Genomic DNA, 12,998 nt, shown 5'->3' on the forward strand with positions numbered 1-12,998 from the left:
GGTGGCCGGGACGGGACGTCGGGACGAGGGGGCGCGATGAAGCGGACGACGCGGGTGATGTTCCTGTGGTTCCTCGGGGTCGTGGGCGTCGCGGTCGTCGCGGCGGTGCTCTTCTCGACGTGGTCCGACGGGATCGACGGCGGGGTGGTGGTCGAGAAGTCCGACCGTGACGCCTGGAGGTGCTCCAGCTTCCGGTGCCACCGGGACGAGCGCTGGATGCTCCGCGTGCAGGACGGCGACGGCGACCGGGGCTGGGTGCGCGTCAGCCCGGACGACTACGAGCGCTACGCGGTGGGCGACACGTTCCCCTGACGGTGCCGGCGACCGTCGTGCCGGCCGGTCGCGCACCCCGGGACGGACGTCCGCCCCGCGGTGCGCGACCGGCCTCACGACGAGGCCCGCGCGTCGGCCGGTGGACCGGTCAGTGGACCGTCGCCTTCTCGGCGCCGGCGCCGGTGAGGGACCGCACCTCCATCTCGGCGAACTTCTCGGGGTGCGGCTTCTCCTTGCTCAGGTACGTCCCCAGGATCCCGAGGAGGAACGCCAGCGGGATGGACACGATGCCCGGGTTGCTCAGCGGGAAGATCGCGAAGTCGACGTCGGTGTTCTTGATCATCGACAGGCTCGCGCCCGTCACCGGGTCGACCTTGCCCGACACGACGGGCGAGAACGCGATGAGCACGACGCACGAGATCAGGCCGCCGTACATGCTCCACAGCGCCCCCGAGGTGTTGAACCGCTTCCAGAAGAGCGAGTAGAGGATCGTCGGGAGGTTGGCGCTCGCCGCGACGGCGAACGCGAGCGCGACGAGGAACGCGACGTTCTGGCCCTGCGCGAAGATGCCGCCGAGGATCGCGAGGATCCCGATGACGACGACCGTGATGCGCGCGACCCGCACCTCGCCGTCGGGCTTGACCTCGCCCCGCTTGATGACGTTCGCGTAGATGTCGTGCGCGAAGCTCGCCGCGGCCGTGATCGTCAGGCCCGCGACGACCGCGAGGATCGTCGCGAACGCGACGGCCGAGATGAACCCGAGCAGGATCTCCCCGCCGAGCGCGAACGCGAGCAGCGGCGCCGCGGAGTTCACGCCTCCTGGTGCGGCGGCGATGGTCTCCGGCCCGACGAGGGCGGCCGCACCGTACCCGAGGACGAGCGTGAACAGGTAGAAGATGCCGATGAGCCAGATCGCCCACACGACCGACCGGCGGGCCTCCTTGGCGGACGGCACGGTGTAGAACCGCATGAGGACGTGCGGCAGGCCCGCGGTGCCGAGGACCAGGGCGAGCGCGAGGGAGAGGAAGTCGAGCTTCGTGGTGCCGCTCGCGCCGTACTGCTTGCCCGGCTCGACGAGCGCCTCGCCGCCGGGGCCGGCCATGTCGATCGCGCCCTGGAACAGGTCGGAGAGGTTGAACCCGAACTTCGCGAGCACCCAGAAGGTCATGACCGCGGCGCCCGCGATGAGCAGCACGGCCTTGATGATCTGCACCCACGTGGTGCCCTTCATCCCGCCGACGAGGACGTAGAGGATCATCAGCGCACCGACGACCGCGACGACGACGCTCTGGCCGACGGTCGAGTCGACGCCGAGCAGGAGCGCGACGAGACCGCCCGCCCCGGCCATCTGGGCGAGCAGGTAGAAGAACACGACGGCGAGCGTCGCGAGCGCGGCCGCCATGCGGACCGGCCGCTGCTTGAGGCGGAACGACAGCACGTCGGCCATCGTGAACTTGCCGGTGTTGCGCAGGAGCTCGGCGACGAGCAGCAGCGCGACGAGCCACGCGACGAGGAAGCCGATCGAGTACAGGAACCCGTCGTAGCCGTTGATCGCGATGGCGCCGCAGATGCCGAGGAAGCTCGCCGCGGACAGGTAGTCGCCCGCGATCGCGGTGCCGTTCTGCGGGCCCGTGAAGTTGCGGCCGCCCGCGTAGTAGTCCGCGGCGGACTTGTTCTGCCGGGAGGCGCGCAGCACGATCACGAGCGTCACGGCGACGAAGACGGCGAAGATCGCGACGTTGACGACGGGGTTGCCGACGTCGGTGGCCTCGGCGGCCAGGAGGTGGGGGTTCACAGCACGTCCTCCTCGATCTCGCGACGCAGCTCGTCGGCGCCGGCGTCGAAGCGTCGGTTCGCCCAGCGGGCGTAGATCATCGTGATGGCGAAGGTGGACACGAACTGTCCCAGCCCGAAGAGCAGCCCGACCGTGATGTTCCCGGCGACCCGGATGCTCATGAAGTCGTGCGCGTAGCTCGCGAGCAGCACGTAGACGAAGTACCAGACGAGGAACAGCGCGGTCATCGGGAACACGAAGTTCCGGAAGCGTCTGCGCAGGTCCTGGAACTCCGGCGAGCGTTGCACGCGCTGGTAGTCGGTCTCCTCGGCGGGCACCTGTCCGGGTGCGGCCGGTACGTCGGTCATGACGCCTCCGTTGGCTCATGGAGAGCACGACGACGTGACGCGCCGAACGCTCGACGCGCACGCGACGCTGCGTGCTCGGGGCGACGTTCTCGCCCCTGGCACAATGTGCCGTAGATCACTTTGGTCCGCAAGGACCCCGGTCCGCCGGTCGGCCATCGAGCGGACGACCTCGCCCCGGAAGCCTCAGCGGCGTGCGTACTCCAGGTCCGTGATGACACGCCCGGCGGCCGTGCCCTTGCGCTCGAAGCCCGTGAGCACGCGGCCGTCGAAGCGCGGGGCGACGCCGCGCGGGCCGTGCGCGTTGCGGAGCCCGGGTGCTGCGTCGAGCACGTCGAGCATCTGCTCCGCGTACTCGACCCAGTCCGTCGCGAGCCGCAGCGTCCCGCCCGGCTCCCCGCCGTCCGGCGTGCGCAGCACGCGCTCGGCGAGCGTCGCGAACGACGGCGTGACGAGCCGGCGCTTGTGGTGGCGCGACTTGTGCCACGGGTCCGGGAAGAAGACCCAGAGCTCGTCCACGCTCCCCGCCGGCAGCGTCGTGGCGAGCACCTCGACCGCGTTCACCTGCAGGAGGCGCAGGTTCGTCAGGTCGCGCTGCGCCGCGCGCAGGACCGTCTGGGCGAGCCCGGGCGTGTAGACCTCCACCGCGAGGAAGTCGGTCGCGGGATCCGCCTCCGCGGCGGCCACGACCGCCTCGCCCAGTCCCGAGCCGATCTCCACGACGAGGGGCGCCGACCGCCCGAAGAGCGTCGCGGCGTCGAGCACGAACGACGGGTCGACCGATGTGCGGGCGACGTCGCGCGGCACGTCGAGGACGTACCGCTCGCGGTGCTCGTCCCAGGCACGCTGCTGCCGGCTGCCGAGACGACCGCTGCGCCGGACGAAGGACACCGGCTGGGTGCGGTAGCGCGCGCCCTGCGTCGCAGGGCCGGCCGTGGGGGTCGACGTGGGGGTCGACGTGGGGGTCGGTTCGGGCACCGCACCAGGGTACGCGCGCGCCCCGACGCACCCTCGCCCCGAGAGGTCCGGCCCCTGGACCGGTCGGTCCAGGGGCCGGAGCCGCTGATCGGCGGGTGGTCAGCCGCAGGTCAGCGCGTCGTGCTCGACGTCGGCGGCGAACGTGCGCCCGTCACCCGTCGCCGTCACCTGGACGGTGCCCGCCTCGACCGAGCCGGAGCGGACGGCGAACGCCTGGTAGGCCGACCGTCCGGGCTGGACGTCGGTCACCGTGCGCGAGCCGAACGGCGTCGCGAGCGTGACGTCCACCGGCACGGTGTCGTCGTTCGTCGCGCGGACGGCGACGTACGCCTTCCCTGCCAGGCACTGCGCGCGCGCCGTCGTCGACACGACGAGGCCGTCGGGGCCGGGCGCCGTCGAGAACGACTGCACGGGCGAGACCGTGGTGCCGCCGCCCGCGCTCGTGGCCGTGACGGACCACGCGTACCGGGTGCCCGCGTCGAGCCCGTCCCACGTCACGGTCGCGACCTCGCCCGAGGTCACGGTCGCGGAGCCGATCTCCTCGGCCTGGCCGAACAGCGACACCGCGTCCGTCGAGAGGGTCGTCGTGCGGCTCGTGAGGTCGACGGGGACCGTGAAGTCGTCCTCCCGGCCGTCGTACCGCTGCTCGTCGTCGTACTCGGTGGCGCCGAAGTCCGAGAGCCAGGGCGAGTACGTGTCGACGATCATCTCGGACCGGTCGACGTCGAACTGCAGCAGGCGCAGGAAGCTCGCGCCCAGCCGCAGCCCCTCGTCGGGCGCGTACCCGCCGACCTGCGTGAGCCCCGCCTCCTCGGCGGTGACCTCGTAGAACTGGTAGTCGGCGAGGAGCTCCACGACGCCGCTGCCCGAGCCGGTGTCCTGGCGCACGTTGATGCCCACGCCGTGGCGGTGGCCGGCGAGCACGAGGAACACGTTCTCGTTCGGCTCGACGACCTTGGCGTGCACGAGCCGGCCGTCCGGCGTCGAGATCTCCGACCCGCGACCGTCCGGGCTCGGGCTCGGCACGAGGTAGTCGTGCGTGAGGACGATCGCGTTGCGGTCGGCGAACTGCTCGAGCACGCCGTCGGCCCACGCCGCCTCCTCGTCGGTCACGCCGTACGACAGGTACACCGCGACGAAGTCGAGACCACCCGCCGTGAAGAGGTCGTAGTGGTTCTGGTTGTCGCCCTCGCGCCACGGGCCGCCGTAGGAGGCGTCCTCCCAGCCCTCGGACAGCGCCGCGTAGCGGTCGGGCCCGTAGAACTCGTTGAACAGCGCTCCCGGGCCGTTGTCCTGGCCCGTGAGGTTGTCGTGGTTGCCCGCGAGGACGCCGTTGGGGATGTTCGCGTCGTCGAGGAGGCGCTGCGCCGACGACGAGAACTCGAACTCGCCGCGGACCTGCGCCGCCATCGCCGCGTCCGCCGGCACCCGGGTGTAGTTCTCGTTCACGTCGCCCGTGTGGCCGACGTAGGCGATGTTCCGCTCCTCGGCGTTGTCGACGACCCACTGCACGAGGTCCGTGTAGGTCTTCGCCCACACGGCGCGCTCCTCGGGCGTCTCCTGCTCGACGGCGCCCTCCGACAGGTACTGCGTGTCGGTGAAGTGGACCATCGAGAAGTCGTACGAGTCGCGCGGGGCGAAGTCGGTCTCGTCGCGCGAGCCGCCCGCGGCGATGTCGTCGGCGAACGGGTCGGTGCCGGTGACGAGCACGTGCACGGTCCCGTCGTGGGCGTGTCCCGCGCCGAGGACCGCGGTCAGCTCCGTCGTGCCCTCGACCGCGCCGCGCGCGGACCCGAGCGGGACCCAGGCGGTGCCGTCCCACACGTGGAGCGTCGCGAGACGCTGCGGGTCGACCACGCCCTCCCAGCGCACGACCTGACCCGTCGCGTCCCCCTCGGCAGGGATCTCGAACCGCTGGTAGGCGACGTCACGGCTCTTCGCGGAGTCGAGCGTCGCGTCGTCGCCGGGGACGAGCGCGTCGACCGGTGCGGACTGCTCGCCCTCGACGTGCAGCGTCGTGGGGAGCGACGTCGTCTCGCCCTGCGCCGCGAGCACCGGGGCGCTGGTCTCGGCGCGGGAGAACGTCGCCGTGACGTCGCCGCCGCCGGGGACGGCGACCCGCGCGCCCAGCTCGACCGACCCCTCGACGCCGGTCGTCCCGTCCGCGGGCGTCAGCTCCGTGGGGACGTCCGGGATCCCGCGGCTGGAGAAGGCGATCTCGTGCGTGCTCGCGTTGCCGAGCACGTCCGTCGCCGTGACGACGAGCGCGTGCGCACCCGGCGCGAGACCCGGGCCGACCAGCGCGCCCGGCTCGACGGCCTCGCCGTCCAGCGTGACGTGCGGGCCGTCGAGGACGCCCGACGCGTCGGTGAGCTCGACGGCGAGCGTCGTGGCCGTCGCGAGCTCCGCACCGGCGGTCGGCGTGCTCGTCGCGATCGCCGGACCCGTGTTGTCGGTCGTCACCGTGCGGGACGCCGCGGCGCCCGCGGCCGTCGCCGACGTGATCGTGTGCTCGCCGTCCGCGAGCGTCGCGGTGTCGAGGTCGGCGCGCAGGCCGGGCGCCGGGGCGTCGTCGTCGCGGACGACGTCGAACACGAGGTCGACCTCGCGCGGCTTCGTCGTGCTCGTGCCGCAGTCGCCGTCGCCCAGCGAGTACGAGGGGGCGACGCCGACGGGCGCCGCGGTGCCGTGGCTCGGCTCGAGCGCGATGCCCGAGATCGCGAAGTCGTCGCGGTTGTCGCCGCACGCCGTCGGGAACGTGCCCGCGACGAACCGGACGGTGTTGCGGCCCGGCACGAGGAAGGCGTTCGGCACGTCGAGGCGCACCGTCTCGCTCACGTAGTCGCGGTCGACGAGCTCGATGCGCTGGCCGTTGACCAGGAGGTGGTTGGTGTACCGCGCCTCGATCGAGTTCGAGCCGACCGTGAAGGCGAAGACCGACGACCCGGCGCCGAGCGTCTCGGTGGCGTCCAGCGCCGTCCCGTCCACCGCGATCCCGGTCGGCGCGTCGGCGCCCTCGGGCGGCGTCGCGAGGACGGTCTGCGGGCCGGCAAGCAGCGCACCGTCGGCGGGCGTGATCGCGGGCGCGCCGGGCGCGGAGTTGTTCACGGTGACCGCGCTCGTCGCCGTGAGGCCGGCAGCGGTCGTCGCGGTGAGCGTGTGCGCGCCGTTCTCGAGAGTCGTGGTGTCGAGCTCGGCGGCGAGGCCCGTCGTGGCCGCGGGGTCCTGCGCGAGGTCGAAGGTCAGGTCGGCGCTCTGGACCCGGGCGGTGTTCGTGCCGCACGACCCGTCGCCGAACGCGTAGGAGAAGCTGTTGGCCGAGCCGTCGGCGGCCTCGCCGAGCAGCTCGAGCGAGACCTCGGTGACGTCGTAGTCGTCGTAGTTCGTGCCGCACGCCGTCTCCACCGTGCCGACGACGAACCGGACGTCGTTGACGCCCTGGACCAGCAGGTCCGCGGGGACGTCTAGCGCCACGCGCTCCGACACCATGTCGCGGTCGAGGTCGATCCGGGTGCCGTTGACCAGCACGTAGCTGCCGTAGCGGCGCTCGACCGAGTTGCTGCCGACGTCGAACAGCAGCCGTGCGGTCGCCGGGAGGGGCGTCGCGGCGAGAGGCGAGCCGTCGACCGCGAGCTCGGCGACCGGGTCGCCGGCCATCACCGGCTGGGCCGCGACGGGCACCGTGCCGTCGACGTAGGTCCCCGCCGTCGGGTGCAGGACCGGCGTCCCGCTGGGCTCCTCCGGTCCCGCCGCCACGGTCCTGGCCGCGCCCTGCGCCGGACCGGGCGCCGTACCGGGTGCCGCGGTGGCCGCCGCGGGGACGAGCGCTCCCGCGGCGAGGCTCGCTCCCAGCGCGGCGGCGAGCGCGCGTCGTCTTCCCCGGGTCCAGGTCGTGTGCACGAGGGCGTGCATCGGGTGTCCTTTCGTCGTCGACAGGCGAAAGGGCGCGGCCGTCCGGCGTCCGAGCGTCCGCACCCGGACCGGACCCTTCCGGGCGGGGGTGAACTCCCGGACGAGACGGGACGAACGGGTGACGAACGACCGGCGACGGTCCGGTGCGCGGCGCGGTCGCCACGCGCCGTCGGCCGCGGGGACGACTCAGGCCGCCCACCCGGAGGGTGGACGGCCTGCGAGCGGCGCGTGCCGCGGTGGTGCGCCATCAGGGACTCGAACCCCGAACCCGCTGATTAAGAGTCAGCTGCTCTGCCAATTGAGCTAATGGCGCGCGAGGGAAGACACTAGCAGCAGCGCCCCCCGGGCACCGCCCCGGCCGTCTCCCCCTCGGCCGGCCACGACCGAGGCCGCCCACCCGGGAAGGTGAACGGCCTGCGTCGATGGTGGTGCGCCATCAGGGACTCGAACCCCGAACCCGCTGATTAAGAGTCAGCTGCTCTGCCAATTGAGCTAATGGCGCGCGAGAGAAAACACTAGCAGCAGCCCGACCGCGGGCGGAAATCCTCCCTGGCCACCGACGTGTGACGTGGGCGACACGGCGCGCCGTTCAGAGGTACAGGCCGGTCGAGCCGCCCTCCTCGACCTCCTGGGACACCGCGTGCACGTCGCGCTCGCGCAGCAGCACGAGGTCCTTGCCGCCCAGCTCGACCTCGGCGCGCTCGTCCGGGTCGAACAGCACGCGGTCCCCCACCGCGACCTGGCGCACGTGCTCGCCCACGGCCACGACGACCGCCCACGCGAGGCGCTTCGGCCCGACCGCCGTCGCCGGGATGACGAGGCCCGCCGAGCTCTGCCGCTCGCTCGCGTCCACCTCGGGGTCCACGAGGAGGCGGTCGTGCAGCATGCGGACGGGGAGGTCGGCGGGGCGCGGCGCGGGGGCGGACGTCGTCTTGCTCACAGCCACAACGCTACCCGGGTCACCTACCCTCGGAAGGACACCAGAGTCCCGGACCGAAGGAGATCCATGTCAGCCACGACCGCCAAGCCCCAGCGTCTCGCCGTCGGCGACACCGCCCCCGACTTCACCCTGCCCGCCGCCGACGGCTCGACCGTGACGCTGTCGGACCTGCGCGGCAAGCACGTCGTCGTGTACTTCTACCCCGCCGCGGGCACGCCCGGCTGCACGACCGAGGCGTGCGACTTCCGCGACAACCTCGCCTCGCTCCAGGGTGCGGGCTACTCCGTCGTCGGCGTCTCCCCCGACCCGGTCGACAAGATCGCGGCCTTCGTCGAGGCCGAGCAGCTGACGTTCCCGCTCGTGTCCGACGAGGACAGGACGGTCCTCGAGGCCTACGGCGCGTGGGGCGAGAAGTCGCTCTACGGCAAGACGGTGGTCGGCGTGATCCGGTCGACCGTCGTCGTGGACCCGGAAGGCAAGGTCGAGCTCGCGCAGTACAACGTCAAGGCGACGGGCCACGTCGCGAAGCTGCGCCGCGACCTCGGGATCGACCCGCGGTAGCCCCGGGCGGCCGAGCGCGAGCGCTGCGTCCCCGCTCGTGCGCTGCGTCCCGGGACGCAGCGCTCGGCCGGGGACGCAGCGCTCGTCGTCGCCCGTAGACTGACCACCGCGCGCGAGTGGCGTAACTGGCAGCCGCGCCAGGTTTAGGTCCTGGTGTCCTCGGACGTGCGGGTTCGAGTCCCGCCTCGCGCACCCTGCGCCCCCTCGGCCCCGCGTCCCGGACGCCCCGTGCCCGCCCGCGACCCCTCCCGGCTTGCGCACGCTCCGCACCCTCGTACCGTGGATGTGGGAGCGCTCCCAAGCAGCGCCCCGGTCCGGCGACGACGCCGGGCGACGAGCGCGGGACGACGAGGTGCCGCGCGTGACCCTCCGAGGTGAGACGCCGTGTCCCACGACAGAGCACGAACGAACCGACCCGACCCGTCCGACCCGCCGGCCCGCCCCGTCCCCGCGGACCGGCCGCGCCCCGCGACCCGTGCGGGCCGGTCCCGCCGCCGGCTGACGGCGGCGCTCCTCGCGTCCGCGCTGGCCGCCGGCGGGCTCGCGGTGACGCAGGCGACGTCGGCCGCGGCCGACACCGTCCCGGTCGGCTCGGGGAGCTACACGACGGACCCCGTCGGTCCGACGCCGGAGGGCTGCGCCGCCGTCGAGGCCGACCCCCGCGCGTTCGTCACCGACGACGCCCCGAGCACTCCCCTGCCGACCAACGACTGGTGGACGTCGCTCGCCTACAAGCGCCTCGACTGCGCGTGGAGCGCCCCGCTGCACGCCCACCCGGCGTCGTACCAGCCCGGACCGCAGGGCCTCGGGATCTCGTACACGACCACGCCGGCGATCTCCGGCTCGGGAGCCGGCGTCTCGGAGTACCACTACCCGTACGTCGAGGACCTGCGCGCCGGGGTCTCGGGCCTCGCGGCGCCGCACGTCGCCGTCGACGACTGGACCGACTGGACCGTCTCGCCCCTCTGGGACGACGGCGCCCGCACCCTGCGCGCGACGATCGGCCACGGGCTCCCCTTCGCCTGGTTCGAGGCCACGGGCGGGGACGCCGTGCTCACCGCGAGCGCCGCGCCCCAGGTGTGGCTGTCCGACGGCGCGCGCCTCGGCCTGAGCGTCAACGGGCACGACTACGTGGCGTTCGCCCCGCCCGGGGCGTCGTGGACGCGCTCGGGGACGACCTTCACCGCCCCGCTCGGCGGCGACGGCTTCTTCTCGGTCGCCGTGCTGCCCGACGGCGAGCCCTCCGCGCGCGCCGGCCTCGCCGAGGTCTACGCGGCCGCCGCGTACGCGCCCGTGACCGGGACGACGGCGGACTACGCGTACGACGAGGCGACGGCGGGTGTCACGACGACGTACGCGCTCGAGACGACCCCGTGGCCGGGCACCCCCGCGGCGTCCGGCACGGTGGCCGCGCTGTACCCGCACCAGGCGGCGCACCTCGCCGGGACGTCGCCGTCCTCCGCACCGCTCGACGCGACGTACACGTCGGCGCGCGGCGACCTCACGGTCCTCGCGGGCGTCGACGCGTTCACGACGCGCGACGTGTTCCGCGGCGTCCTGCCGGAGGTCCCGGCGGTCGCGACGTCGTCCGGCGCCGACCGCGCGCAGCTCGAGGCGTACCTCGACCAGGTCGCGGGCGACCCGCTCGGCCAGCTGGGCGGGGACACGTACTGGACGGGCAAGGCGCTCGGGCGTGCGACGCGCGTCGTCGAGATCGCCGACCAGCTCGGGCGCACCGGCCAGCGCGACGCCGCGCTGGACGCCGTGCGGGACGTGCTGACGGACTGGTTCACCGCGACGCCCGGCAAGACCGCGCGCGTCTTCGCGTACGACGACGCGTGGGGCACGCTCATCGGCTACCCCGCCTCCTACGGCTCCGACAAGGAGCTCAACGACCACCACTTCCACTACGGCTACTTCGTCGCCGCGGCCGCGACGCTCGCGCGCTTCGACCCGCAGTGGGCGCAGGAGTACGGGGGCATGGTGGACCTGCTCGTGCGCGACGCGAACGGCTACGACCGGGACGAGACGCGGTTCCCGTACCTGCGCGACTTCGACGTCTACGCGGGCCACGACTGGGCGTCGGGCCACGGGGCGTTCGCGGCGGGCAACAACCAGGAGTCGTCGTCGGAGGGCATGAACTTCGCGGGAGCCCTGGTCCAGTGGGGCGAGGCGACGGGGAACCGCGAGGTCCGCGACGCGGGCGTCTACCTCTACACGACGCAGGCCGCGGCGATCCAGCAGTACTGGCTCGACGCCGACGGCACCACGTTCCCCGAGGGCTTCGACCACGAGACGGTGGGCATGGTCTGGGGCGACGGCGGCGCGTACGCGACGTGGTTCAGCGCCGAGGCCGAGATGATCCAGGGCATCAACACGCTCCCGATCACCGGCTCGCACCTGTACCTCGGCTACGCGCCGGAGCGCGTGCGCGAGCTGTACGCCCACCTCGAGGCGGTGAACGGTGGCCCGCCGACGGTCTGGCAGGACATCCTGTGGAGCTTCCTCGCTCTCGGGGACGCCGACGCCGCGCTCGCGAAGGTCCGCGCCGGCTACCCGACGCCCGAGGAGGGCGAGTCGCGGGCGCACACGTTCCACTGGGTCGCGAACCTCGCCCGCCTCGGCACCGTGGACACGGTCGTCACGGCGGACCACCCGCTCGCCGCGACGTTCGTCCGCGACGGCGCCCGCACGTACGTCGCGTCGAACGTCTCCGCGCAGGACCTCACCGTGACGTTCTCCGACGGCACGACGCTGGACGTCGCGCCCGGCACCACGGCGACCACGGGCGCGAGCACGTGGAGCGGCGGGGGCGCCGTCGGCGGTCCCGGCCCGGATCCCGACCCGGACCCGGACCCGGACCCCGACCCGGACCCGGATCCCGACCCGGGCGACTTCGCCTCGACGCTCCACGTGTCCGCCGACGGCGCGCTCACCGCGTCACCGGGTGCCGCGGGCACGGTCCAGCTCGCGTCGGCCCGCGGCGAGACGAGGGACGGCACGCCCCACGAGCCCGCCACGTTCGTCGCCACGGACGTGACGGCGTCGTACGACGGCGGGTCGACGGCGTTCTCCCTGCCCGTCGACGCCGGGACGACGGTCGGCCTGGCCGTCCAGGCGCGCGTGAGCTACGACCTCACGGGCGACGGCACGTGGGACCGCAGCGAGACGTACGCGTACTTCGCGACCGACCCGGTCCCCGGGCCGGAGACGTACACGAGCGCCGGGCGTCAGGTCCGGGCCGCGGGCGCCCTCGGCGACCTCGACGGCGGCACGGTGCGGCTCGAGGTGTGGAGCGTGCTCGGCACGGGCCGTCCGACGCTCGGCACCGGGCCGACGGCGACCCTCACGGTCCCCCTCGAGGCGGCGGAGCCCGCCCCGGACGGCCCGCGCGTGACGACGACGAGCCAGGTCCGGTGCATGGGCGGCCGGGCCTACGTCGCGCTCAGGTCGACCAACGACGACGCCGTGCCCGTCGACGTCGTGCTCGAGACGCCGTACGGCTCCCGGACGGTCGCGGGCCTCCGGCCCGGACGGTCCGCCTACCAGTCGTTCGCGGTGCGCACGGTCCACGTCGACGCAGGGACCGCTCGCGCCGCGGCGAGCGCCGACGGACGGACGTCCTCGACGGACGTCGCGTTCGCCGCGCTCGACTGCGCCTGACGAACGGCCCGGTCCGAGGACGACGCGAGGCCCCGCCCGGCTGTCGGGCGGAGCCTCGCGTCGTCGTCCCGGGAGCGACCCGGGCGCGGCCGTGCGGGACGGGCTCAGGCGTCCTGAGCCGGCGTCGCGTCGCCCGCCGCGGCGATCTGCCGGCGCACGTCCTCCATGTCGAGGCCCTTCACGGCGTCGACGACCTGCTTGAGCGCCGGTGCGGGGAGCGCCCCCGGCTGCGAGAAGACGAGGATGCCCTCGCGGAACGCCATGAGCGTCGGGATCGACGTGATGTTGGCCGCCGCGGCGAGCGCACGCTCGGCCTCGGTGTCGATCTTGCCGTGCACGACGTCGGGGTTCTCCTCCGACGACGCCTCGAACACGGGCGCGAACATCTTGCACGGTCCGCACCAGTCCGCCCAGAAGTCGACCAGGACGATGTCGTTGTCCGTGATCGTCTGCTCGAAGGTCGACTCGGTGAGGGTCTGCGTGGCCATGGCTGTCCTCCAGGAGGTCTCGGGGTCCAGAGGGTGCAGCAACC

9 protein-coding genes and 3 tRNA genes are annotated in these 12,998 nt (G+C 73.5%); 4 read left to right on the forward strand and 8 right to left on the reverse strand.

All coding sequences use genetic code 11. The features are described from left to right. The first annotated feature begins 36 nt into the window (after positions 1–36). A complete protein-coding gene (locus ACWPWV_RS18500) occupies positions 37–312 on the forward strand; it encodes a hypothetical protein (RefSeq protein ID WP_454044351.1) in 276 nt (91 codons plus the stop codon). A gap of 109 nt (positions 313–421) precedes the next feature. On the opposite strand, the gene ACWPWV_RS18505 is transcribed toward ACWPWV_RS18500, so the two are convergent. The 7 genes from ACWPWV_RS18505 to ACWPWV_RS18535 all read right to left on the reverse strand — a co-directional run bounded on the left by ACWPWV_RS18505 (position 422) and on the right by ACWPWV_RS18535 (position 8,188). Continuing rightward, positions 422–2,068: a solute symporter family protein gene (locus ACWPWV_RS18505; RefSeq protein ID WP_454044352.1), complete on the reverse strand. Its 1,647-nt coding sequence runs from the start codon at positions 2,066–2,068 to the stop codon at positions 422–424. Next, positions 2,065–2,415 carry a DUF485 domain-containing protein gene (locus tag ACWPWV_RS18510; RefSeq protein ID WP_454044353.1) on the reverse strand — a complete coding sequence of 117 codons (351 nt, stop codon included), beginning with the start codon at positions 2,413–2,415 and terminating at the stop codon, positions 2,065–2,067. The genes ACWPWV_RS18505 and ACWPWV_RS18510 overlap by 4 nt, the downstream gene beginning before the upstream one ends. Before the next feature lie 183 nt (positions 2,416–2,598). Continuing rightward, entirely contained in the window at positions 2,599–3,390 is a 792-nt protein-coding gene (gene trmB, locus ACWPWV_RS18515) for a tRNA (guanosine(46)-N7)-methyltransferase TrmB (protein ID WP_454044354.1), read from the reverse strand. A gap of 99 nt (positions 3,391–3,489) precedes the next feature. Then, positions 3,490–7,302, reverse strand: a complete 3,813-nt coding sequence (locus ACWPWV_RS18520; protein WP_454044355.1) for a hypothetical protein — start codon at positions 7,300–7,302, stop codon at positions 3,490–3,492. 237 nt (positions 7,303–7,539) lie between these two features. Next, positions 7,540–7,615 (reverse strand) — tRNA-Lys (locus ACWPWV_RS18525). 113 nt (positions 7,616–7,728) lie between these two features. Beyond that, positions 7,729–7,804 (reverse strand) — tRNA-Lys (locus ACWPWV_RS18530). A gap of 87 nt (positions 7,805–7,891) precedes the next feature. Then, positions 7,892–8,188 carry a GroES family chaperonin gene (locus tag ACWPWV_RS18535; RefSeq protein ID WP_454044601.1) on the reverse strand — a complete coding sequence of 99 codons (297 nt, stop codon included), beginning with the start codon at positions 8,186–8,188 and terminating at the stop codon, positions 7,892–7,894. 120 nt (positions 8,189–8,308) lie between these two features. Between ACWPWV_RS18535 and bcp the strand changes: the two genes are divergently transcribed. The 3 genes from bcp (at position 8,309) to ACWPWV_RS18550 (ending at position 12,466) form a co-directional block, all read left to right on the forward strand. Next, on the forward strand, positions 8,309–8,803 hold the full coding sequence (bcp, locus tag ACWPWV_RS18540; protein ID WP_454044356.1) for a thioredoxin-dependent thiol peroxidase: 495 nt from the start codon (positions 8,309–8,311) through the stop codon (positions 8,801–8,803). 110 nt (positions 8,804–8,913) lie between these two features. Continuing rightward, positions 8,914–8,995 (forward strand) — tRNA-Leu (locus tag ACWPWV_RS18545). 192 nt (positions 8,996–9,187) lie between these two features. Further along, the gene (locus ACWPWV_RS18550; RefSeq protein ID WP_454044357.1) at positions 9,188–12,466 is read left to right on the forward strand and encodes a glycosyl hydrolase; all 3,279 of its coding nucleotides are present in this window, start codon (positions 9,188–9,190) and stop codon (positions 12,464–12,466) included. 104 nt (positions 12,467–12,570) lie between these two features. Here ACWPWV_RS18550 and trxA read toward each other — a convergent pair whose 3' ends face one another. After that, entirely contained in the window at positions 12,571–12,954 is a 384-nt protein-coding gene (gene trxA, locus ACWPWV_RS18555; RefSeq protein WP_454044358.1) for a thioredoxin, read from the reverse strand. Positions 12,955–12,998: the final 44 nt, after the last annotated feature.

Source organism: Cellulosimicrobium sp. Marseille-Q8652, from assembly GCF_965112045.1.

Excerpts from the sequence above, each read along its gene's own strand:
- ACWPWV_RS18500 (WP_454044351.1), top strand. The coding sequence starts at position 37 with ATGAAGCGGACGACGCGGGTGATGTTCCTGTGGTTCCTCGGGGTCGTG.
- ACWPWV_RS18510 (WP_454044353.1), bottom strand. The coding sequence starts at position 2,415 with ATGACCGACGTACCGGCCGCACCCGGACAGGTGCCCGCCGAGGAGACC.
- ACWPWV_RS18520 (WP_454044355.1), bottom strand. The coding sequence starts at position 7,302 with ATGCACGCCCTCGTGCACACGACCTGGACCCGGGGAAGACGACGCGCG.
- ACWPWV_RS18535 (WP_454044601.1), bottom strand. The coding sequence starts at position 8,188 with ATGCTGCACGACCGCCTCCTCGTGGACCCCGAGGTGGACGCGAGCGAG.
- bcp (WP_454044356.1), top strand. The coding sequence starts at position 8,309 with ATGTCAGCCACGACCGCCAAGCCCCAGCGTCTCGCCGTCGGCGACACC.
- trxA (WP_454044358.1), bottom strand. The coding sequence starts at position 12,954 with ATGGCCACGCAGACCCTCACCGAGTCGACCTTCGAGCAGACGATCACG.